Source organism: Zunongwangia sp. SCSIO 43204, assembly GCF_019904275.1.
GTDB lineage: Bacteria > Bacteroidota > Bacteroidia > Flavobacteriales > Flavobacteriaceae > Zunongwangia > Zunongwangia mangrovi.
This window is the reverse complement of the sequence record NZ_CP063204.1, coordinates 3,464,464-3,486,903: the sequence shown is the minus strand read 5'-3', so window position 1 is coordinate 3,486,903 and position 22,440 is coordinate 3,464,464. Positions and strand designations below refer to the sequence as shown.

The window sequence follows — 22,440 nt, the reverse complement described above, 5'->3', positions numbered from 1 at the left end:
ATAATAGTCTTAATTATTTTTAAATTCACCTCGATTTAGCTTTTCATGTTAATTACTCCAAATTTTAATGAAGAAATACATTGCAATCTTAAAAGGAATCAACGTTGGTGGACACAAGAAGATTCTAATGGCAGAGCTCAGGGATTTGCTAACGAAAATAGAAGAAATAGATAAAGTTAAAACCTATATTCAAAGCGGTAATATAATCTTTAGCGCTTCAGGAGATAGTGAAGCAAAGCTGGCGCAATTAATTCAGAAAAAGATATTAGATCATTATGGTTTTGAGGTGAGCACATTGGTTCTTTCCGAAGAAAATTTTGCTGCGATCATTAAGAATAATCCTTATGCTGAGGTTGATATTAAGCGTTTACATTGCTGTTTTTTTAAGACTGAACCTATCTTAGAAAATCGCCAGAAACTTGAAACTTTCGACGCCTCTCCAGATGTCTTTATGACTGCTGAAGATTGTGTTTACATTTGCTGTGCAACTGAGCGTTACAGTAAATCGAATATCAATAATAGCGTTGTAGAAAAGCTTTTAAAAATAAATTGTACCACCAGAAATTGGAAGACCTGTAACAAACTGCTAGAGATGGCCGCTAGTTTATGATCGCTGTAAATGGAGCTCAAATTCGATAATTCCGGCATCTATTTTTGCTGAATGTAATATGCCGTTTTTATAATGAAAGATACTTTCTCTGCCTTTTTCGTTTTCTTTTGAATAGGAGTGTGATGCAATCTTTGTAAGACTGTGGAAGGCACCTGTTTCTTCGCTATATACTTTATCGATACCTGAAGGTTCTTCGAAAATAAGCTGAACGGCGCAATAAGAAACAGATTGCTTAATATTCTTCTCTAATTCACCTGAATCATAGAATTTATAGCCGCTATTCGACTTTAGAGTTTTTGTATTTGTTCGTTCTCTTCCATTAAAATAAACCTTAACGGCAGATTGTTGTAATTGTTGGTCGTTAAAAGTAACATCGAAAGCGTAACTGACTTCGATTTTGGTTAAAATACGTGTTTCTATGTTAGTTTTTGTAGCGTATTGTACGCTTTTGCCATGTGTTTCCTTCACTGCTTTTAACTGGCCAATCGTATCATCCTTATGGATTATGGTATAGTTATAATTCTCTTTTTGCCCGTAGGATGTAAAGCTTAGAAACAAAAAAAGAATTATAGAAAAGGCCAGTTTCATATTCGGGATTTTAATGGTTTAATTTAAGTAAAATTCTGTAATATTATGTTAGACAGTTAATTTTTGAATTATAGCCTTTTGTCGCTCTAGAATAGGCCTAGAAACTAAAGATAATTCTAGAAAAGAATGTATTCTTCGGAATACAATTTATTTAAAATTCTGTCTCAATTTCATAAATTCCTGTTCAAGGAAATTCAGTTTTTGTTCGATTTCTACGTTATGATTATCGGGTAGACGCTTAAAGAAGGTATAGCAAACTTTCCAAAGCTCCTTAATTTCTGTAGGATCTACTTCAAGATCATCAATATTAGAATTTGTAGCTTGCAGGGTTATGTTTGCTGAAGAATGGTAGAACTTTCTAAAAAGAACCTTTCCGTGTAATAAAACTATAACCAGGCTTCCATTTTCAGTTTTTGTAATATCGTTCGTTTCAACTTTTTCACCAATAATTACATCCTTTGGGCAATAGGCTTTGTCGTTATTGGTCATTTCTAAATTAGAAATAAGGTAACCTCTATACTTTTTATCTGGGTTTATTGGTAAATGAAGTTTGGGAAGATCTTCAATAAAATGTGGTTTATCAAAATATAAAGCATAATCTGCTTCGGTTTTTGGAGTGATACAGGGAATTTTGGTAAACTCTTCTTTACTAAAACTACCTTGTAGCGCAAGGTCGTCTTTAAACTTTAAAAGTTTATTCACGGTAAGTTCTTTGGTGAGTAGATCATCTATAGTAATGCTAAAATGATTAGCTATTTTAATAATAGTTTCAATTCTAGGTTCGCTTCGTTCTTCTTCGTAAGCCCCCAAAGTACCGCGTTTTAGCTCAAATAATTCAGCAAAAGCCTGCTGACTTAGTTTCTTTACATTTCTTATCTTCCTAATATTTTTACCGAAATACGACATATTTTGCTAAAATTATTTGCAATATTGAAATTTAGTTGTATCTTTATCTAACAATATTAGCTAATAGATTTGATAATTACTAATTTATTTGGTTATTTCTCTAGTTTTGAATAATAAAAGGAATATTGCTAAATGAATTAGCGGAGTGATAAAAAGTTTAATTTAAACCTATACAACCAATGATTACAGCAATAATTACCACAGTGATTGTGTTAATAATACCTTAAAAGATAATAGATTTTCGTATTATTATACCGTAATTTTTAACACCAATCAAAAAATACTGTCTAGATGAAAAACCACTTTCAGATTACCAAAAATTTTCTGTTAGAGCTTAATTTCAATATCGATTTCGAAAATGAAGCCGAAGGAATATTAATGATTCGCAAAGAAAATTTTGGCATCAAAAACCTTATCCTGGGTGTAGCACCGCCTATTTTAATAATGGAGCAGTTCTTATTCAAGATTAATAACCAGTCTGAAAAGATCTATCGCAGCCTGCTGCAAAAAAACCGTGACATTATCCATGGCGCCTTTGTAGTCGACGATTCTGGAGAAAAAGTGATCTTTAGAGATACGCTTCAGATAGAAAACTTAGATCTAAACGAACTGGAAGGATCTTTAAACTCACTCAGTTTATTAATGAGTGAATATTCAGACAAAATCATAGAATTTTCAAAATATTAAACCTTAGCGTTATGAACATTTTTAAACGATTATTTAAAATAGGAGAAGCTGAAGCAAATTCAGCCATAGATAAAATGGAAGATCCCATTAAATTAACCGAGCAGGGAATTAGGGATCTTAAACAGGATCTGGAAAAAAACCTGGAAGCTTTGGCGCAGGTAAAAGCCCTGGCGATTAGAGCAAAGAACGACCAGGAAGAATATCTGGACAAAAAAGAAGATTACCATAATAAAGCGATTTTGATCCTGAAGAAAGGACAAAGTGGTGATATGGATAAAACCGAATCAGATCGCCTGGCTCGTGAGGCTTTAGTGAAAAAGGAAGAAGCGCAAAAACACGTAGAACGATCTGAAGAAGAAGCCAAAAAGTTTAATGAAAATGTAGCCCAACTAGAGCGAAATATTCAAACCATCAAATCGAATATTAGTAACTGGGAAAACGAACTTAGAACGCTGAAAGCTCGTGTAAAAGTGAGCAACACCACAAAGAGCCTTAACAAGCAAATGGCCGAAATCGATAGTAGCAGCACAGTTTCTATGCTAGAACGTATGAAAGAAAAAGTAGCGCAGGAAGAAGCTTTGGCTGAAGCCTATGGCGATATTGCCGGTGCCTCTAAATCTATAGACGACGAGCTTGAAAAAGCAGCAAGCACTACAGAAGCAAAAGCCGAAGATGTTCTTAGCAAACTTAAAGATCAACTAGGTTTAAATGATGATAAAAAATAACGAAATTGACCAGTTTAACAGACATATTATTCTCTGAGGTAAACATTACCTTAAGCATCCTCTGTATGCTATTGATCGTTTATTGGTTGCTAACCATGATAAGTGGTATTGACTTTGATTACGACATGGATATTGATATCGATGCCGATGTAGATGTCGATGCCGATCTGGCAACCGATGGCGCAAATATGGAATTTCAGGATGTTTCGAATGCGGAGCTGAATAAAGAGGATGTGGTGGGAAAAAGAATCAGGCCGCTAAAGTGGTGGCAAATTATGTTGATCTATTTCAACTTTGTGGGCCTGCCATTTATGTTCACCTTTACCTGCTTTGTATTTATCTGGTGGTTTACCACGGCAATTACCACAGCGCTAACCTATACGTATGATAACTTTTTGGGTTTCGCAATCATGATCGCTGGCTTTTTTACTTCTCTGTTTGTAAACAAGATCTTTACCACACCTTTTAAAGGTTTCTTTAAAAACCTGAATAAAGACGGCGATAAAGCAATAGATTATATTGGCAGGCAAGGTATTTTGTTATCCACCATTTCTGGTGATAAAATGGGAAATGCTGAAATTTCAGCCAATGGAGATTCGCATTCCATTTACGTGAAATCTTTAGATGGACATCAATTAAATTACCACGACAAGATCTTAATTATCAAGCAATCTGCAGATAAAAATTACTTCTTAGTACAATTTTATAACGACTAAACCTAACTTAAAAAAATGGATCAAATTTTACCAATTATCGGAATTGGATTAGGGGGATTATTGTTCCTAATCGTAGTTTACTTCGCAATAATTGCGATGTTTTACAAAAAGGTGCCACAAGGCCGTGCTATTGTTCGTACCGGTTTTGGCGGAACAAAAGTGGCCACAGATAAAGGACTTTACGTGGTGCCTGTTTTCCACAAAGTGGAAGTTATGGATATTTCTGTAAAGAAAATCCAGATCGAAAGAATGGAGCACGAAGGTCTTATTTGTAAGGACAATATGCGTGCAGATATTAAAGTTGCCTTCTTCGTTAGGGTAAACAACGATATCTCTTTCATAAAAAGAGTAGCGCAAACCATTGGTGTAGATCGTGCATCAAGAATCGAAACTTTAGAAGATCTTTTTGAAGCTAAATTCTCTGAAGCTTTAAAAACCGTAGGAAAGAAGTTCGATTTTATCGAACTATACGAAGCGCGCCGCGAATTTAGAGATGAAATCGTAAATATCATTGGTACAGATCTTAATGGCTATACTTTAGAAGATTGTGCGATCGACTTTTTAGAGCAAACACCAATTTCGCATTTAAAACCAGATAATATTCTCGATTCTGAAGGTATTAAAAAGATTACCGAGCTTACTGCAGTTCAGAATATGAAAGCGAACCTTATTAAGCGTGACGAAGAAAAAACCATCAGAAAACAAGACGTTGAAGCTCGCGAAGCTATCCTTGAATTAGATAAGCAATTAGCTGAAAAAGAAGAAGCACAAAAACGTGAGATTGCAAACATTAAGGCACGAGAAAATGCTGAAGTTAGTAAAGTTGCGGAAGAAGAACGCCTAAAATCTGAAACAGCAAGAATTGCTACGGAAGAAAAAGTAAAAGTTGCCGAAGAAAATATGAACCGTCAAATCATCGTGGCGGCGAAAAACAAAGAACGAACAGAAGCTGTAGAAAGCGAACGTGTTGAAAAAGACCGAATGTTAGAGGCTACAGAAAGAGAACGTATCGTAACGCTGGCGCAGATCGAGAAAGAGAAAGTTCTAGAAGTAGAGAAGAAAAACATTCAGGATGTTATTCGTGATCGAGTAATGTTAGAAAAAGGTGTGGTAGAAGAGCAGGAGAATATGAAAGATATCCAGGCCTTTAAAACTGCAGATCGTGAGAAGCAAGTGAAAGTTACTATTGCTGAAGCGAACGCTCAGGAACAATTAATCAAAACCATTAAAGCTGCGGAAGCACAAAAAGAAGCTGCTAAGCAAAAAGCTGAAGAAATTAATATTGAAGCGCAGGCGCATAAAGAAGCCAGTGAAAAAGAAGCAGAAGCAAGAAAAACCATTGCTCAAGCTAAAGCGAAAGAAGAAGCAACCATTGGTTTATCTGAAGCTGAAGTGATGCACGCTAAAGCAGATGCCAGCGAAAGACAAGGACTTATGGAAGCACTTATTATCGAGAAAAAAGCCAAAGCTGAAGCTGCCGGAATGGAAGCTAAAGCTGAAGCGAGTAGAAAAGAAGGTAAAGCCGCTGCAGATGTGATTAGAGATAAAGCCCTAGCCGATGCTGCCGGTATCGAAGAAAAAGCTGCTGCAATGAAGAAACTTGATGGTGTAGGTAAAGAACACGAAGAATTCAAGTTAAAACTAGATAAAGAATTACAAGTAGATCTTGCGCATATCAACATACAAAAAGATATTGCAGATGCACAAGCTCATGTAATTAGTGATGCACTTAAAGCCGCTAAGATCGATATTGTTGGTGGAGAGACCATGTTCTTCGATCAAATCATTGGTCAGATTACCAGAGGTAAAGGATTCGATAGATTGGTACAAAACAGTTCTAACATTCAGGATCTTAAGGATTCGATCTTAGGAAGTGATGATATTCAGGGGAATTTGCTAACCAAAGTACGTGAGTTTTCAGAAAAATACGGAATCTCTTCCGAAGATATCAAAAACCTAACGATCGCTAATTTGATCATGGAATTAAAAGGGCGCTCAAACGACCAAAATGAGCAAACCATGTTAGGCAATTTATTCAACCTGGCTAAAGGTTTAGGATTGTCTGATAAGCGAGTTTCAACCTTAAAGGTTTGATCTAATATTTGAAGAAAATCAATTAAATTTTTGGAACGTTGTCATCCCGGGCGTGACCCGGGATTTCATCCTCTCTAATTCTTTCTGCTTCAATAATTAGAGCAATCAAACCCTAACCCTTACCACAAAACCTAATGAATACTAACGAAGAAAAGTCGGTACAAAAAGATGCTTTGGATGGTGGCACCTACGAGATTATCCGTAAACGTCTTAACATTCATAAATCTGATTTACAGGAACGTCTTAATACTTTAAATGATGCCCGAAAAACGGTTTTTGGTTCGCTCGAAACGCAATTAATTGCCAATAACCGAATTAGTACCGAAAATAATTGTGTGGCCAGGGATATCATTTCGCTGGGAAATACCTGTATTTTTGGCTATAACGTTCATTTTGGATTACGTACAGAAATTACTCTTTCTGATGTTTTTAGCGTTTACGAGTTTAAAGACAATCATTTTGAAATGGTTTCTTTGGAACTGTTTGAAGATGATACTTTTAAAACCGATTTTTCAAATCTTTATAAATATTATCGAAATACGATCTTTAGCAAGTTTGCAAGGATAGGGAACTATTTGCACATGGTTTTTCAGCTAAGCGAAAGTGTGACCGATATAAAGACCTTTAAATGGCTTATAAAAGATAATTCGCTTACCTATATCGATAATCGTAGCGAACATGAATTTAAGTATCCTAAGCAGCATCAATTTAACTGGCAGGAAGCCACACGAGATATGCAACGCTATGGTGAACATCCACATGTTGCAATTTTGGATAAAGTTTTTGTTGAAACCATTGGCGGCGATCTTACGATTAAAATTGAAGATAATACAGAAGACGGAATGGGAATCTATTCTGAACCTGTAGATTATAAAGATCAAACGCTGGATGATGGACAGATTCGCTTTGCCGATCTAGGAAATTTGATAATTCTTGAAATAAAGCCTTTTCAGGAAGAAGCACGCTATTTTGTGTACAATCACAAAATGCAGGAAGTTCAGAAAATCGATTCGATCAAAGAAACAGCAGTTTTATTACCAGACGATCAGGGAATTATTTTCCCAAATGGGTATTATTTACAGACAGGGGAATTTCATCTATTCTCCAACGAAGTTCAGTCTTTAAAATATCAGGGAACCATGAATTCTCCAAATGGGGAGGATTTTCTGTATATTTTCTATTCGCCTTCAAAAGGAACTTATCTGCTTATGGATTATAATATGATCGAGCAGGAAATCAAAACTCCTATTGTTTGTGGCGGTTTCACCATTTTACCCAATGGAGAGCTTTGCTATTTTAAGGCCGATGACGAGCAGACCAAACATCACATGATCCAGATTTGGCAAACACCGTATTTGGAGGGCGATATTATGCCTTCTGAACATCAGGATTCGATGTTGTACAAGATTGGAAACAAAGATATCGTGAAAGCAATGGCAGAGGCTAATGAGCTGATCACATTGCTGAGTAAAGAGGATAATTATGATGGATTGTATGCGGATATTGCAAAATCTTCGAAGAATATTTTAGATGCTTATTATTGGCTGAATGAAAAGGAAACCGCGGTTTTAAGTGAGCCTTTAAAAGAGATCAATATTGCCGCGAATGCAGCGATAGATGAATTTCAGAAGGTTGTTCAGCTTAAGAAAATTGCTGAAAAACAAACCAAAGAAATTCAGCAGAAAGCACAGGAGCTTTTCAGTAAAATTAAGAGCACTTCTTTTAAAAACATCAACGAATTTGTCGAATTACTCTCGCAGCTACGAGCTTTACGTGGCGAGGTGATTGGTCTATACGAAATTCGATATGTAAACGAAGAATTTATTAAATTGCTGGAAGTTGAAATTGCAGAGCAAACTACTAAAATTTCAAGACGTTGCGTAGAATTTTTGCTGAATGATAAAGCCTTGCAGCCATATCACGATAAAGTTGAAGAAAAACAGCAACAATTAGACAAGATCAGCAAAGTAGTTGAAGCCAAAAAGCTGGAAGAGGATGTTAATCAGATCGCTTTAGATCTGGAAATGCTCATCGATATTGTATCGAATCTGGATATCGAAGATACCTCGCATTCAACCAAGATTATCGATAATATCAGCTTGATTTTTGCAACGATCAATCAGTTAAAAGCAGCGATTAAGAATAAGAAAAAATCACTGGGAAGTAAAGAAGCCCAAGCCGATTTTGCCGCCCAATTAAAACTCATCGATCAAAGTATCATCAATTACCTGGATATCGCTTCAACGCCTGAAAAATGTGATGAATTTCAAACAAAAGTTAGTATTCAGCTTGAAGAATTAGAAGGAAAATTTGCCGATTTTGAGGAATTTATTACTGAGATTATCGAAAAACGGGAAGAAGTTTATAACGCTTTTGAAAGTAAGAAAAGTGCGATCAATGAAAAGCGAAATAAAAAGGCGATTGCCTTGCAAACTGCTTCAGATCGTATTTTAAAAAGTATTGGCAAGAAAGCTGAAAGTTTAAAATCGGTTTCAGAGATTAACGGATATTATGCTTCAGATTTAATGGTGAATAAGCTTCGCGATATTGTGGAGCAACTACGAGAACTGGATGATAGCGGTAATGCCGAAGAAATTGAAACTTCGCTAAAAACGAGTAGGGAAGATGCGCTGCGCAAGCTAAAAGACAAGCAGGATCTTTACGAAGATGGTGAAAATATTATCAAACTCGGGAATCATAAATTCGGAGTTAACCGCCAGGAATTGGATCTAAGTATTGTTTTTAAAGACGATAAATTATTTTATCATCTAAGCGGAACCGATTTTTACCAGGAACTAAGAAATGAGATTTTAAATAATAGTCGAGAATATTGGAATCAGGAATTTATTTCTGAAAATGACTCGGTTTATCGTTCTTCATTTTTAGCCTTTAAAATCTATAAAAACCAGTTTTCCGAAAATCTATTCGAATTAAACGAAGATGAATTGCTGAAGCTGATTCAGGAGGAAAGCAGCAGTAATTATTCTGAAGGTTATATAAAAGGCGTTCATGATCTTGATGCCGCTAAGATTCTACAAATTTTAGTGCAAAAACATAAAGATTTAGGCATTTTAAGGTGGCGATCTGAAATTCGAGCTTTTGCGAGGTATTTTTGGAATCAATTAGAAAGCGATGCTAAAAAAGGCTATAATAATTCGATAAAAGCCTCGGGTCAGGTTTTAAAATATTTCCCCAATACTCGCGAATATGACTTTTTAATTCAGGAATTAGAGCAGGTAATTAACGATTTTGGACAAAAATCGGGTTTATTTTCTGCGGAAGTCAGTTTAGAAACCGCACAATATCTATTTGAAGAACTGCAAAGTGACGATCAATTTGTAGTAAGCGGATTAGCAAAAAAATTAGCAGATGATTTTCAGCAAATGCTGAAGAAAGAGAAAGCCGAATCTCAGTTTAGAAACAGTGTTGAAAGTTTACAATCTTATTCAGCAAAGATCAGGTTGGTAAAACAATGGCTTCAGGCGTTTGCCAAGGCGAAATTGTTAGAAAATCAAGCAAATTATATCGATGAAGCTGCGTGTTGTATTTTATTTCCGCAGCAAAGTCCGGAGGTGAACCATATCGATCCTTCCGCAGTAATTTCAGAACTAAAAGGAGATCATAAAAACATCGAAAATGGGCAATTTCAGTTCAATTTTCATGATTTTACACAGAAACTTCAGTTATATTTTAATTATAGCGTTCCGGCATTTCAGGCTTTCAGAAAAGCACGACATCAGGTCACTGAAGATTTAAAAGAACAGCTGAAATTAGACGAATTTAAGCCAAGAGTTCTGACATCTTTTGTTCGGAATAAATTGATTGATCAGGTTTATTTTCCACTATTCGGTGAAAACCTGGCGAAGCAATTGGGAAGTGTAGGGGAGAACCGCCGTACCGACAGAATGGGAATGTTGTTGTTAATTTCGCCGCCGGGTTACGGTAAAACTACGCTAATGGAATATATAGCTAACAGGTTGGGATTGGTTTTTATGAAAATCAACGGGCCGGCGATTGGTCACGATATTACCTCTGTAGATCCTGAGGCTGCGACAAATTCGGCTTCCAGAGAAGAGCTTAAAAAACTGAATCTGGCTTTTGAAATGGGAAATAATGTGATGTTGTATTTAGACGATATTCAGCATTGCAATCCAGAATTTTTACAGAAGTTTATTTCACTTGCCGATGGAACCCGAAAAATTGAAGGAATTTATAACGGAAAACCAAAAACTTATGATCTACGCGGAAAGAAATTTTGTGTGATCATGGCCGGGAATCCTTACACCGAAAGCGGCGAAAAATTTAGAATCCCGGATATGCTTTCTAACCGTGCCGATATTTATAATTTGGGAGATATTATTGGCGATACCGAAAGTTTGTTTAAATTAAGCTTATTAGAGAATTCGCTAACATCAAATCCTGTATTGCATCAATTAAGTTCTCGAAATTTTGATGATGTATATACGTTGATCGATCGTATAGAAAATAATTCGGATGCCGGAGAATTAAAAGGAAATCATTCTCAGCAGGAAATTCAGGATTATAAGTCGGTTTTAGAGAAAGTGCTAAGCATTCGTAATACCGTTTTAAAAGTGAACGCAACTTATATAAAATCGGCCGGGATGGAAGACGAATATCGAACAGAACCGGCGTTTAAGTTGCAGGGATCGTATCGAGATATGAATAAACTGGTCTCGAAAGTGGTACCGATTATGAACGAAAAAGAATTAAATAGTTTGTTATTATCGCATTACGAGAACGAATCGCAAACACTAACAGCTGCTGCGGAAGCGAATTTATTAAAGTTTAAAGAATTACGCGGAAGTATTTCTGAAGATGAAGAGGCTCGTTGGAGTGCGATAAAAGAGACCTTTTTAAAGAACAATAAGCTGAAGGGATTTGGCGACAAGAATGAAATGGCACAAGTATTATCGCAAATGATGGCTTTTAGTGAAAATTTAGAGGGTATTAGAGAGGTTTTAAAACGTGGCTTAGAAAAATAAAACTCATTTTACGCTGCCCGAACACCATGAACGTCTACAAATATTTGTTTGGGCAGTTATTTTTAAATTCACATTACATATCTATTTTTAAACATTTAATAAATAATAAAGTTTAATTTTTGTTAAATTTTTAATGTATTGCAAATTAAAGTATTATGTTTGTTTCATTACGAAGCAATATTAACCCTACTTTAAATATTTGCTATGATACATAATTACTTTTCATGGTGTAGTTATACCTTGATTTTACTTGTTTTCACCTGTTATTTTGAAACAAGCCATGCACAAGTTGGTATAGGTACATCAGAGCCAGATCCTTCTTCAATTTTACACATTTCCAGCACAGATAAAGGCGTATTATTACCTAGGGTAGATCTAAAAAACCTTTGGGATAAGAATACGGTAGATAATCCTGCGGAGGGCCTTTTAGTCTATAACACTAATAACGATAGGGCTCAAAATCTTGAAAGAGGATTGTATTGTTGGGATAGCAACCAATGGGATAAAATTACTAATGAGTCAGACTTGTCCAGTGAGGAATCAACACCCAAAGCCTATGGGAATTTTTACGCTAGAAGTAAACAAAGCCTTAGCGATAGGTACATTAGAATAATTAGATTTGATAGAGCTTATACCTCCAACAATATTCGATGGAATAACTCTAAAAATGCATTGGATGTAGAGAGCGACGGAATATTTAAAGTTAATGCTATCATTTCTTTGAATATAGACGACGATGATGCCGAAGATGCTGTGGTAGAATTCTATTTCACTAAATCTGGAGAAAAAGTAAACGGTTCTTCAGTTTATTTAACTATTGATAGTTCAGTTGATGACGATGAAAAATACACAGTTGCATTACAAGGTATAATTGAATTTTCAGATACAGATGATCTTAGTGTCTATGCCAGGAAAGTAAATTCGAGAGGAGAGATCACCGAGTTATCTACCATACCGGAGGCTTGTTCAATTTCACTTTTTAAGTTGTAATTCAATTAAAAATCAATTTGTTAATATCTTGAGTATTATGAATATTTGAACGAAAACAGTGACTATTACTAGGATTTTGTAAAAATAATACTGATAAAATGCCAGTTAAATAACGGTTTAAACGTTTTTAAACGATTATTTGCGCGCTTCATCGTAAAGTTTTATTTAAGTAAAAGCTAAGGTTTAATTTTGACTATCTATAAGTCAGTAACTTAACCTTTTCTTGACTATTTTATTTAAATAAGATATAAAATGAAGAAAAATTACCCCTTAAAAAATATCTTTAAATCTGTAGTTGTTTTTTTAGTTTTTACTACCCTGTTTTTCTCAAATTCATTAGTGGCACAAGTTGGTATAGGTACATCAGATCCAGATCCTTCAGCAGTTTTACATATTCAAAGTACAGATAAAGGAGTTTTATTACCTAAAGTAGATTTAGAGAATCTTACAGATAAAAATACAGTTCATAATCCAACAGAAGGTTTATTAGTATATAATAAGCGTGATGATAATTCTCGTGACCTAAGAAAGGGATTTTATATCTGGGATGATGAAAAGTGGGATAAAGTAGAAAATCAATCCGATATCGACGATATCATGGAAGAAATAGATGAACGTTTTAATGAGTTAGAAGATGGTTCTGGATGGGCTTTAACAGGAAATAATTTTGATAATGTTTCTAATGCTGAGAGTAAATTTTTGGGTACGACTACATGGCATTCTTTGTTTTTAAGATCAAATGATAAGCAAATTGCGGAATTTGATCCTCATGGAGGTATCGCATTAGGATTTGATACAAAAGCAGATTGGGCCGGAGTAGCTATAGGAAATGCAGCAAGTATCACTGCAGATGAGGCTGTTGCTATTGGAAAAAATTCAAAATCTGGTAGTAAGTCAATTTCTTTAGGACATGGAGCATTAGCAACAAGTAATGAAGCTATAGGTTTAGGTTTTAATGCCAATAGTTCAGGAAGTAAAGCAACAGCTATTGGTAATTCATCTGTTGCATCTGCCAATAACGCTGTAGCGATAGGACAATCAGCATCGGCAAGTGGTAATAGTTCATTTGCAATTGGTTCAAATTCAAGGGCTACACAAAATATTGCTTTTGCAATTGGTGATGGGGCTAAAGCAACTTCTAGCGAATCTTTTGCAATAGGTCAAAATGCTAGTTCCGCTAGTGACCATGGGATGGCTATAGGAGTTGGTGCTAAAACTTCAAGTCAGCAGAATGCTCTTGCTTTAGGTGTAAATGCTCAGGCATCTGGAAATAATAGCATGGCTATTGGACATTCTTCTAACGTTTCTGGGCAATATGCTGCAGCAATTGGATACAATAGTAAAGCTTCGCAACAAAACACTACAGCTTTAGGGTCAAATTCAAATGCTGTAGGGCAAAACTCTACCGCAATTGGTTACCAGGCAACCTCGAATACAGCATATTCAATTGTTTTAGGTAATAATACTAGTGCATCTAACTGGGCAGGATCTAAGGTTGGTTGGAACAAGCGATCCTACAGCAAAGCTTCACGTGAATGGAACCTTTAGATACGTAGATGGTAATCAAGGAGAGGATAAAGTATTGACTTCAGATGCCAATGGAAATGCCTCATGGAAAGATGCTGCTACACAAGAATGGGTGCAGGATTATATAGATGGTTATTTTGTTTATGCTGAAGTTTACAAGTCTGGGAATGCTACAAAACTATTAAACGCTGGTAATGGAAATAATGCCACAGCGGTATGGAAAGATGTAGATTTTGGGACAGAGGTTGTTTTAAGTACAAATGTGGCAACTTCTTCTACTTCCATTACTGTTCCTGTAAAAGGTATATATCGAATTAGTTATAGTGTAATGATGGATAATACTAGTGGAGGAGGTGGTAAAGATATTTATTTGAAATTACAGAATAACGGTAACGACGTTCCCGGTAGTTTGTCTATAGCAAACGTTAAAAATGGAGATATTAAAACTGTTTCTAAAACAAAATTATTATCTCTTAATGCTAATAATAAATTATCTATAATCGCTGGAGGTCCTGAATCTGATGATAGTATAATTATCATGCCAGACGGTACCAATTTTAATATAGAATTAGTAAGATGACTATAATTTTATAGTGAATATAACTAAAAACCCTAAAAGCTCATATCTTTATTGATTTGAGCTTTTTTTATATCTTTTATTTAATCGTAATTTCGATTATTATTCCACCCCTTCATCCTTTTTTTTTATCTAATTATCTAATAATTAGATTATTTTGATCGGAAATAAAAAAAAAGTATTTAATTCATTTCGATTTACTTAATTTTAAAAACAAAAGAAAAGATGAGCAATATACTAGTTACTGGGGGCTGTGGCTTTATAGGATCAAATTTTATAATCCATTTTCTAAATAATAATCCTAATAAATCAATCATTAACGTTGACGCGTTGACCTATGCAGGAGATCTTCTTAATTTAATCGAGATATCCGATAATCCTAGATACATTTTTGAAAAAGGAGATATTTGTAATAGAGATTTTATAGAGCATTTATTTTCTAAATATGATATTCAGGATGTCATCCATTTAGCAGCAGAGTCTCATGTAGATAATAGTATAGCTAATCCTGATGCATTTATGCAGACAAATATTATTGGGACTTTCAATCTACTTAATGTTGCCAAGGAATATTGGATGAATTCCCCCGGAGATTATAAAGATAAATTTAAAAACTCGAGGTTTCATCACGTTTCTACAGATGAAGTTTATGGCACTTTAGGCGAAGAAGGATTATTTCATGAGACTACTCCTTATGCTCCAAATAGTCCTTATAGTGCATCAAAAGCTTCTTCTGATTTTATTGTTCGCAGTTATCATCATACTTATGGGATGAATGTAGTAACAACTAATTGCTCAAATAATTATGGGCCCAAACAGCATGATGAAAAATTAATTCCTGTTATTATTAGAAAGGCATTATCTGGTGAAAAAATTCCTATCTATGGGAATGGTAAAAATATAAGAGACTGGCTTTACGTTTTAGATCACTGTAAAGGAATCGAGTTAGCTTTTAAGAAAGGAATTTCTGGAGAAACCTATAATGTAGGTGGCAGAAATGAGCGAACCAATATCTATATTGCTGAAAAGATTTGCGAAATACTTGATCAAAAAGTTCCATTAAATTCTGGCAAAAGTTATGCGGAACAAATATCGTATGTTACCGATAGAGCAGGACATGACTTTAGGTATGCTATTGATGCCACAAAAATTGAGAATGATTTAGGGTGGAAGGCAGATGAAAACTTTGAAACCGGAATTGAATTAACAGTTGACTGGTATTTAAATAAATATAAAAGTATTCTTGAGACAGTTTAATTAACCAAAAAACTAACACAACCAGATTATATGAAAGGAATAATTTTAGCAGGAGGATCTGGTACAAGACTCCATCCTTGTACAATAGCAGTAAGTAAGCAATTAATGCCTATCTACGATAAACCAATGATCTACTATCCGCTTTCAACTTTAATGGAAGCAGGAATAAGGGAAATTTTAATTATAAGTACCCCTCATGATATGCCTTTATTTAAAAAATTATTGGGGGATGGAACTAAATATGGCTGTGTTTTTGAATATGCGGTCCAACCTAAACCGGAGGGCTTGGCTCAAGCTTTTTTAATTGGCGAAGATTTTATAGGCAAAGATAAAGTTGCATTGGTATTAGGTGATAATATTTTTTACGGTTCAGGATTATCTAATTTATTACAGGCAAACAATGAACCAGATGGAGGAATTATATATGCATATCACGTGACAGATCCCGAAAGATATGGTGTCGTAGAGTTTGATGATAATCAAAAAGCAATTTCTATTGAAGAAAAACCATCAATACCAAAATCAAACTATGCAGTGCCTGGAATCTACTTTTACGACAATAATGTTATAGATATAGCCAAGAATATAAAGCCAAGTAAGAGAGGAGAATTAGAAATAACTGATATAAATAAGGAATATCTTAATCAAGGAAAACTTAATGTTAGTATATTAGACCGCGGAACGGCCTGGCTCGATACAGGAACATTTAATTCTTTAATGCAGGCGTCCCAATTTGTTCAAGTAATTGAAGAAAGACAAGGGCTAAAAGTTGGTGCTATCGAGGCTTCAGCTTTAAAAATGGGATATATCACAAAAGAGCAATTTGTGAATTTAACTGAGCCCTTTCTAAAAAGTGGATACAGTAAAAATTTATTAGCAACAATTTAATGAAAGTAAAAAGAACTAGCATAGAAGGCTGTTTTGAAATTGAACCAAAAATAATTAATGATAAAAGAGGATATTTCTATGAAAGTTTTAATAAAAAAGTTTTTCAGCAGGAAACAGGTATAAATACAGTATTTGTTCAGGATAATCAGTCATTTTCACAGAGAGGCGTTTTAAGAGGTCTTCATCTGCAGGAAGGTGATTTCTCTCAGGCAAAATTAGTTTCTGCTTTGCAAGGAAAGGTTTTAGATGTGGTGGTAGATCTAAGAAAAGAAAGTGAAACCTTTGGCGAAGTTTATAGTACATTGCTTTCCGAAGAAAATAAAAAGCAATTATTTGTTCCCAGAGGTTGCGCTCATGGATTTGTCGTATTAAGTGAAACAGCTCTTTTTTACTATAAATGCGATAATTTTTATAATAAAGAAGCTGAAGCAGGAATCATTTATAATGATAAAGATCTTGGAATAGATTGGCAGTTATCTGAAGAAGAATTGATCATATCAGATAAGGATTTAGTTTTACCTGGTTTCAAACAGTATATTTCTCAATATTCTGAAGTACAATAATATGCTTAAAATTCTTGTTACTGGTGGTAAAGGACAACTTGCACAATGTATTAAAAAGTTAAGCAGTTCTTATCAATTTGAATTCATTTTCAAAAGCTCTTCAGAATTAGATATTACTAATGCAAAAAATATAGAGCAAGAATTATCTAATTATAGTTACGATTATTGCATTAATTGCGCTGCTTATACTCAGGTTGATAAAGCAGAATCTGATGTAACAAAAGCTGATCTCATAAACCATATCGCTGTTGAAAAACTGGCTAAGGCTTGCTCGAAAAATCAGGTGAAATTAATTCATATTTCTACAGATTTTGTTTTTTCGGGAGATAATTCTCTACCTTATTTAGAAGACGATAAAACCAATCCTTTAGGAGTTTATGGTAAAACTAAACTTGACGGAGAATCTAAGATTCTACAAAATTTAGATCAATTTTTTATCATTAGAACTTCCTGGTTGTATTCTGAATTCGGACACAATTTTTTAAAGTCGATGCTAAAGTATGGTAAGGAACGAGAAGAACTATCTGTAGTTTTTGATCAGGTAGGTACGCCTACTTACGCTATGGATTTAGCTGAAATGATTCTTAAGATCATCCAATCTCAATCGAAAAAATATGGGATTTACCATTATAGTAATGAAGGAGTCGCTAGTTGGTATGATTTTGCTTTTAACATTTTTAAATTGGCAGAGATCAATTGTAATTTAAAACCTATACGATCTCAAGACTATCCAACCCCCGCAAAAAGACCTGCTTTTAGTGTATTGGATAAATCTAAGATTAAAAATACTTTTCAGGTTGAAATTCCACATTGGCAGGATTCGCTTTCAAAAGCTATTCAGAATATAATAAACTAAAACAAAAAAGCTTCAATTAAAATTGAAGCTTTTTTGTTTTATGAATTGAAGCTTTTTTGTTTTATGAATTTGACCTGTGCTTATTTTCTATCACCAAATATTCTCAGTAAGAAAAGGAACATATTTATAAAGTCTAAGTAAAGTGTAATTGCTCCCATTAAAGCCAAATTATGGCCAATATCTGAATCTTCCATACCTGCTCTATACATTCTTTTGATCTTCTGGGTGTCATAAGCAGTTAAACCTACAAAGATCAATACACCGGCATAAGTGATCACCCAATATAGAATTTCGCTAAAAAAGAAAATATTTACGATAGAAGCGATTATGATCCCGATTAGTGCCATAAAGCAAAGATTTCCAATACTTGTAAGATCTCTTTTAGTAAAATATCCGTAAGCACTCATAGCACCAAAGGTACCGGCAGTTACAAAAAAGGTGGTCGCTATAGATGCTGAAGTAAATACAAGTAAAATGAATGATAAAGTAATCCCATTTAATACCGAATACAAGATAAATAAAGCTGTAGCGGTAGTAGTCGATAGCTTTTGGATGTTAGCGCCAATGTATCCTACCAATACAACCTCTCCAATTAAAAGTCCGTAGAAAACAAGCTTATTAGAGAAAATCAAATTCATTAATTCATAACTACCAGCTGCAAAAAATGCAGTTACACCGGTAATTAGAAGTGCCAGTGACATCCAGTTAAAAACTTTATTGATATAAGTCGTTTGTCCTTGTTTAAGTTGTGCGTCAGAATAAATTACCTGATCTTCAGGCTTTATATTTTCTGAAATTTGAGAGTCTGAGTTCATAATTTAAATTTACGGTTTAGTGTAAAAGTAGCTAATTTTTAAATACGAAAATAACAGATTATAGCGATGTTTAAAACAACAAAGGATTGCCAATAGCAATCCTTTGAAATTCAGTTTTTTGATGATCTATAATTTGATCGATCTATATTCCGGTATAGTTTTGCGGTGTGATCTTCTTCAGTTCTTCTTTAATTTGATCTTCTACTTCTAAGGTTTCAATAAAGTTAGCGATACTTGTTTTATTGATCTTTTCGTTAGTACGAGTAAGGCCTTTTAAAGTTTCGTAAGGATTTTTGAAGCCTTCGCGTCTTAAGATCGTCTGAATAGCTTCAGCAACTACAGCCCAGTTTGCTTCGAGATCTGCATCAATTTTTTCTTCATTCAGCAATAATTTATTCAAGCCTTTTAAAGTCGACTGGAATCCAATAAGTGTGTGCCCAACAGGAACTCCTATATTTCTTAAAACAGTGCTATCCGTTAAATCACGTTGTAATCTACTCACTGGTAATTTAGAAGCCAAATGCTCAAAAATAGCATTGGCGATACCTAGATTCCCTTCACTATTTTCAAAATCGATAGGATTCACTTTGTGCGGCATTGCCGAGCTACCAATTTCTCCGGCTTTGATTTTTTGCTTAAAATAATCCATAGAAACATACGTCCAGATATCTTTATCCAGATCCAGGATTATAGTGTTTATTCTTTTTAACGCATCAAATAAAGCTGCCATATGATCATAGTGCTCGATTTGAGTAGTTGGGAAAGAATGCTTTAAACCAAGAGTGTTTTCTACAAATCCGCTTCCAAATTTCTTCCAGTCGGTTTCTGGATAAGCTACGAAATGTGCATTGTAATTTCCGGTAGCACCACCAAATTTAGCAGCGTGACTGCAAGCATCTAAAAGCTCCTTTTGTTCCTTTAGTCTAGCAGTAAAAACCTCTATTTCTTTACCAAGTCGAGTAGGAGAGGCAGGCTGTCCGTGAGTACGGGCAAGCATTGGTACATCTTTCCAATCTTTAGCAAGCGATTTTAATTTACTTAGAATTTCATCTAATTGCGGAACATAAACTTCTTCTATCGCATCTTTAAACGAAAGCGGAACCGCAGTATTATTAATATCTTGGGAAGTAAGCCCAAAATGTATAAATTCTTTCGAGGTTTCTAAGCCTAATTTTTCAAATTCTTCTTTTAAGAAATATTCTACCGCTTTTACATCGTGATTGGTTGTTTTTTCAATCTCTTTGATCGCTTGTGCATCCTGAGTTGTAAAGTTTTCGTACAATCCACGAAGTTGTGGAAAAACAGCCTCGTCCACATCTTTTAGCTGTGGTAAAGGTAGTTTACATAAGGCGATAAAGTATTCAACTTCTACTTTTACACGATATTTTATAAGCGCTTTTTCACTAAAATAAGCCGATAAAGCCTTTGTTTTAGAATGATATCTTCCGTCTATCGGAGAAATTGCATTTAGCGGTGTCATTTTCTTATTTTAAAAGTTAAAGCGTAAAGATAGTGCTTCAAAACCATCTGCGAAACCACTATCTTAATTTCTTTAATATTTTTGTACCTCGGGATTTAAAACCGGCAGACTGATATGCCAAATTTCGTTCCAAATAAGCTTTTAATTCGGGATGGATCCAGTCTATTTTAAAACCCAGATAAAAAAGACTTTGCATAGAAAAAGCTTTAGTCGCTATTTTACTGTCTGTTAGTAACCAATCGAAACAAACACTTGCCATTTGTTCCAAGGATTGCTGCGGAAGTTTAAAATCTGGATCTTTATATTGAAATTCGCTAATTTTCTCCATTAATTTTGAAATACAGCGTTTCTCGGTTTCTGAAGTGATTTTGGTTGAAATTTCAATAATTTCTTCGGAATAATTTTTCACTTCTTCCCAGTGATCTCTGGCATAAAACTCTAAAGCTACAATTGCTTTTAAGCGATATCCTGAAGATTGCTGAATAACCTCAATTAAGCCTGGCAAAAACTGGTTTTCGCTAATTATCCTGCTGAAATTCGCCCTACTTTCAGCATGCATAGTCATTGTATCGAGCTCATATTCGATATTCAAGAGATAAATCTTTTACGAAGTTCTTCGGCCATTTTTGGGACGCCACTTACTGCTTTTTCAGCATAAATATTTAGATATTCATTCTCCCGAATATTAGGATTTGGATCTATAAAGTAAACCGGAGTTTTCACTGGAGCGAAATCGATAAGGCCCGCTGCTGGATACACCTGCATAGAGGTTCCAATAATTGCAATAATATCGGCATTTGATACTTTTTGAATCGCTTTTTCCATCATTGGGACTGCTTCGCCAAACCAAACCACATGCGGACGTAATTGAAAATTATGTTCGCAAAAATCACCAATTTTAATATCCTGCTTCCAGTCGATTACCAAGTTCTCATCAAAAGTGCTGCGAGCTTTTAAAAGTTCGCCATGTAAATGCAACACATTAGAACTGCCGGCACGTTCGTGAAGATCGTCGATGTTTTGGGTAATGATTTCAATATTAAAATCCTGCTCTAATTCGGCCAAAACCGTATGTGCTTTATTAGGATCAACGCTTAGCAGCTGTTTTCTACGCTGATTGTAAAAATCGAGTACCAATTCCTGATCTTTTTCCCAGCCTAACGGAGAGGCAACCTGCATTACATCATGTCCTTCCCATAAACCATCGGCATCTCTAAAGGTTTTGATTCCGCTTTCTGCACTTATTCCTGCTCCTGTAAGAACTACAAGATTTTTCATGATCTCAAATTTTTAAAAAAGATAATGATTTTATAGAAAATCAAAAGTTTCGATATTCGATAAAATTGATTCTAGTTTTATCGAATATCGAATTTAGAGCAATGCTCACCATTTATACTGAATCAAATAAAGCTTTGTATTTAATAATTTCAGTCAGAATGGGCTTTTATACGAGGTTTTTGGCCTTTTAATAATTTCATTTTTATATTTTTGAAGTTATATGAATGACCCTGCTCTAATTTCTTATTTAGAAGATTTTCTTACCGATCGTAGAAGATCACTTATGAATAAAGTGATCGATCAACGAACTAATCATATAACTGTGGCTACACAAGATGTATATCAATTACATAATACCAGTGCAGTTATACGAAGTTGTGATGTTTTTGGAATCCAAAATGTACATGTAATTGAAGAAAAGTTTCCAAAACGTATCGATAGAGAGATCGCAATGGGAGCACAAAAGTGGGTGTCTGTAAATCGTCATGCTTCAGCTAAAGAATGTATTTCGCATTTAAGGGAAAGTGGCTATCAAATTGTAGCGACAAGCCCCCATAACGATTCATTGCATTTAGGAGATTTTGATGTTAGTAAAAAGTCGGCTTTATTCTTCGGGACAGAGCGTCATGGACTATCAGACGAAATCATGAAAGAAGCAGATTGTACATTAAAAATACCAATGTATGGTTTTACAGAGAGTCTAAATATCTCTGTTTCTGCCGCGATCATATTACAAAGTCTGGCTGAGAGGATTAGGAAAGAAGATGTGAGTTGGCAACTAAATGAACAGGAAAAAGAGGACTTAAAGTTTAAATGGCTTAAAAATAACCTGAAGAATAGTAATGAGCTTATTTCTCATTTTTATTCGAAATAATTGCTA

General features: G+C 34.7%; 20 protein-coding genes. 14 read left to right on the top strand and 6 right to left on the bottom strand.

Annotation, left to right across the window (positions count from 1 at the left end; genetic code table 11):
* Positions 1 to 67: 67 nt before the first annotated feature.
* Positions 68 to 610, top strand: a complete 543-nt coding sequence (locus INR75_RS15525; protein WP_223089498.1) for a DUF1697 domain-containing protein — start codon at positions 68 to 70, stop codon at positions 608 to 610.
* On the opposite strand, the gene INR75_RS15520 is transcribed toward INR75_RS15525, so the two are convergent.
* Positions 605 to 1,198, bottom strand: a complete 594-nt coding sequence (locus INR75_RS15520; protein ID WP_223089497.1) for a DUF6134 family protein — start codon at positions 1,196 to 1,198, stop codon at positions 605 to 607. The genes INR75_RS15525 and INR75_RS15520 overlap by 6 nt on opposite strands.
* 147 nt (positions 1,199 to 1,345) lie before the next feature.
* Complete coding sequence (locus INR75_RS15515; RefSeq protein WP_223089496.1) at positions 1,346 to 2,104, bottom strand: LexA family transcriptional regulator; 759 nt, start codon at positions 2,102 to 2,104, stop codon at positions 1,346 to 1,348.
* Positions 2,105 to 2,395: 291 nt separating this feature from the next.
* Here INR75_RS15515 and INR75_RS15510 point away from each other — a divergent pair, with 291 nt between their 5' ends.
* The 12 genes from INR75_RS15510 to rfbD all read left to right on the top strand — a co-directional run bounded on the left by INR75_RS15510 (position 2,396) and on the right by rfbD (position 17,987).
* On the top strand, positions 2,396 to 2,791 hold the full coding sequence (locus INR75_RS15510; RefSeq protein ID WP_092541127.1) for a molecular chaperone Tir: 396 nt from the start codon (positions 2,396 to 2,398) through the stop codon (positions 2,789 to 2,791).
* Positions 2,792 to 2,802: 11 nt separating this feature from the next.
* Complete coding sequence (locus tag INR75_RS15505) at positions 2,803 to 3,516, top strand: PspA/IM30 family protein (RefSeq protein ID WP_223089495.1); 714 nt, start codon at positions 2,803 to 2,805, stop codon at positions 3,514 to 3,516.
* A 65-nt stretch (positions 3,517 to 3,581) separates the two neighbouring features.
* Positions 3,582 to 4,232 carry a hypothetical protein gene (locus tag INR75_RS15500; protein WP_255584568.1) on the top strand — a complete coding sequence of 217 codons (651 nt, stop codon included), beginning with the start codon at positions 3,582 to 3,584 and terminating at the stop codon, positions 4,230 to 4,232.
* Positions 4,233 to 4,247: 15 nt separating this feature from the next.
* Positions 4,248 to 6,326, top strand: coding sequence for an SPFH domain-containing protein (locus INR75_RS15495; RefSeq protein WP_223089493.1), 2,079 nt, complete (start codon positions 4,248 to 4,250; stop codon positions 6,324 to 6,326).
* Positions 6,327 to 6,460: 134 nt separating this feature from the next.
* On the top strand, positions 6,461 to 11,329 hold the full coding sequence (locus INR75_RS15490) for a DNA repair ATPase (protein ID WP_223089492.1): 4,869 nt from the start codon (positions 6,461 to 6,463) through the stop codon (positions 11,327 to 11,329).
* A 204-nt stretch (positions 11,330 to 11,533) separates the two neighbouring features.
* Positions 11,534 to 12,319 (top strand): hypothetical protein, encoded by a 786-nt coding sequence (locus tag INR75_RS15485; RefSeq protein ID WP_223089491.1) that lies wholly within the window; start codon positions 11,534 to 11,536, stop codon positions 12,317 to 12,319.
* A 252-nt stretch (positions 12,320 to 12,571) separates the two neighbouring features.
* Entirely contained in the window at positions 12,572 to 13,867 is a 1,296-nt protein-coding gene (locus INR75_RS15480; protein WP_223089490.1) for a hypothetical protein, read from the top strand.
* Complete coding sequence (locus INR75_RS15475) at positions 13,851 to 14,426, top strand: hypothetical protein (RefSeq protein WP_223089489.1); 576 nt, start codon at positions 13,851 to 13,853, stop codon at positions 14,424 to 14,426. The genes INR75_RS15480 and INR75_RS15475 overlap by 17 nt, the downstream gene beginning before the upstream one ends.
* A 222-nt stretch (positions 14,427 to 14,648) precedes the next feature.
* On the top strand, positions 14,649 to 15,680 hold the full coding sequence (gene rfbB / locus INR75_RS15470; RefSeq protein WP_092541113.1) for a dTDP-glucose 4,6-dehydratase: 1,032 nt from the start codon (positions 14,649 to 14,651) through the stop codon (positions 15,678 to 15,680).
* A 30-nt stretch (positions 15,681 to 15,710) separates the two neighbouring features.
* Positions 15,711 to 16,568, top strand: a complete 858-nt coding sequence (rfbA, locus tag INR75_RS15465; RefSeq protein ID WP_223089488.1) for a glucose-1-phosphate thymidylyltransferase RfbA — start codon at positions 15,711 to 15,713, stop codon at positions 16,566 to 16,568.
* Positions 16,568 to 17,131, top strand: coding sequence for a dTDP-4-dehydrorhamnose 3,5-epimerase (gene rfbC, locus INR75_RS15460; protein WP_223089487.1), 564 nt, complete (start codon positions 16,568 to 16,570; stop codon positions 17,129 to 17,131). The genes rfbA and rfbC overlap by 1 nt, the downstream gene beginning before the upstream one ends.
* A 1-nt stretch (position 17,132) precedes the next feature.
* Complete coding sequence (gene rfbD / locus INR75_RS15455) at positions 17,133 to 17,987, top strand: dTDP-4-dehydrorhamnose reductase (protein ID WP_223089486.1); 855 nt, start codon at positions 17,133 to 17,135, stop codon at positions 17,985 to 17,987.
* 80 nt (positions 17,988 to 18,067) lie between these two features.
* Here the strand turns inward: rfbD and INR75_RS15450 are convergent, their stop codons facing one another.
* From INR75_RS15450 to INR75_RS15435, 4 genes are all read right to left on the bottom strand, one after another.
* Positions 18,068 to 18,802 carry a Bax inhibitor-1/YccA family protein gene (locus tag INR75_RS15450; RefSeq protein WP_223089485.1) on the bottom strand — a complete coding sequence of 245 codons (735 nt, stop codon included), beginning with the start codon at positions 18,800 to 18,802 and terminating at the stop codon, positions 18,068 to 18,070.
* 142 nt (positions 18,803 to 18,944) lie between these two features.
* Positions 18,945 to 20,282, bottom strand: coding sequence for an adenylosuccinate lyase (purB, locus tag INR75_RS15445; protein ID WP_223089484.1), 1,338 nt, complete (start codon positions 20,280 to 20,282; stop codon positions 18,945 to 18,947).
* Positions 20,283 to 20,340: 58 nt separating this feature from the next.
* Complete coding sequence (locus INR75_RS15440) at positions 20,341 to 20,874, bottom strand: hypothetical protein (protein ID WP_223089483.1); 534 nt, start codon at positions 20,872 to 20,874, stop codon at positions 20,341 to 20,343.
* Positions 20,871 to 21,560, bottom strand: a complete 690-nt coding sequence (locus INR75_RS15435) for an NAD-dependent deacylase (RefSeq protein ID WP_223089482.1) — start codon at positions 21,558 to 21,560, stop codon at positions 20,871 to 20,873. The genes INR75_RS15440 and INR75_RS15435 overlap by 4 nt, the downstream gene beginning before the upstream one ends.
* Before the next feature lie 220 nt (positions 21,561 to 21,780).
* Here INR75_RS15435 and INR75_RS15430 point away from each other — a divergent pair, with 220 nt between their 5' ends.
* Positions 21,781 to 22,434, top strand: a complete 654-nt coding sequence (locus tag INR75_RS15430; protein ID WP_223089481.1) for an RNA methyltransferase — start codon at positions 21,781 to 21,783, stop codon at positions 22,432 to 22,434.
* Positions 22,435 to 22,440: the final 6 nt, after the last annotated feature.

What these genes read in the sequence shown, in the direction of transcription:
- INR75_RS15525 (WP_223089498.1), top strand. Translation starts at nt 68, where the DNA reads ATGAAGAAATACATTGCAATCTTAAAAGGAATCAACGTTGGTGGACAC.
- INR75_RS15520 (WP_223089497.1), bottom strand. Translation starts at nt 1,198, where the DNA reads ATGAAACTGGCCTTTTCTATAATTCTTTTTTTGTTTCTAAGCTTTACA.
- INR75_RS15515 (WP_223089496.1), bottom strand. Translation starts at nt 2,104, where the DNA reads ATGTCGTATTTCGGTAAAAATATTAGGAAGATAAGAAATGTAAAGAAA.
- INR75_RS15510 (WP_092541127.1), top strand. Translation starts at nt 2,396, where the DNA reads ATGAAAAACCACTTTCAGATTACCAAAAATTTTCTGTTAGAGCTTAAT.
- INR75_RS15505 (WP_223089495.1), top strand. Translation starts at nt 2,803, where the DNA reads ATGAACATTTTTAAACGATTATTTAAAATAGGAGAAGCTGAAGCAAAT.
- INR75_RS15500 (WP_255584568.1), top strand. Translation starts at nt 3,582, where the DNA reads ATGCTATTGATCGTTTATTGGTTGCTAACCATGATAAGTGGTATTGAC.
- INR75_RS15495 (WP_223089493.1), top strand. Translation starts at nt 4,248, where the DNA reads ATGGATCAAATTTTACCAATTATCGGAATTGGATTAGGGGGATTATTG.
- INR75_RS15490 (WP_223089492.1), top strand. Translation starts at nt 6,461, where the DNA reads ATGAATACTAACGAAGAAAAGTCGGTACAAAAAGATGCTTTGGATGGT.
- INR75_RS15485 (WP_223089491.1), top strand. Translation starts at nt 11,534, where the DNA reads ATGATACATAATTACTTTTCATGGTGTAGTTATACCTTGATTTTACTT.
- INR75_RS15480 (WP_223089490.1), top strand. Translation starts at nt 12,572, where the DNA reads ATGAAGAAAAATTACCCCTTAAAAAATATCTTTAAATCTGTAGTTGTT.
- rfbB (WP_092541113.1), top strand. Translation starts at nt 14,649, where the DNA reads ATGAGCAATATACTAGTTACTGGGGGCTGTGGCTTTATAGGATCAAAT.
- rfbA (WP_223089488.1), top strand. Translation starts at nt 15,711, where the DNA reads ATGAAAGGAATAATTTTAGCAGGAGGATCTGGTACAAGACTCCATCCT.
- rfbC (WP_223089487.1), top strand. Translation starts at nt 16,568, where the DNA reads ATGAAAGTAAAAAGAACTAGCATAGAAGGCTGTTTTGAAATTGAACCA.
- rfbD (WP_223089486.1), top strand. Translation starts at nt 17,133, where the DNA reads ATGCTTAAAATTCTTGTTACTGGTGGTAAAGGACAACTTGCACAATGT.
- INR75_RS15450 (WP_223089485.1), bottom strand. Translation starts at nt 18,802, where the DNA reads ATGAACTCAGACTCTCAAATTTCAGAAAATATAAAGCCTGAAGATCAG.
- purB (WP_223089484.1), bottom strand. Translation starts at nt 20,282, where the DNA reads ATGACACCGCTAAATGCAATTTCTCCGATAGACGGAAGATATCATTCT.
- INR75_RS15435 (WP_223089482.1), bottom strand. Translation starts at nt 21,560, where the DNA reads ATGAAAAATCTTGTAGTTCTTACAGGAGCAGGAATAAGTGCAGAAAGC.
- INR75_RS15430 (WP_223089481.1), top strand. Translation starts at nt 21,781, where the DNA reads ATGAATGACCCTGCTCTAATTTCTTATTTAGAAGATTTTCTTACCGAT.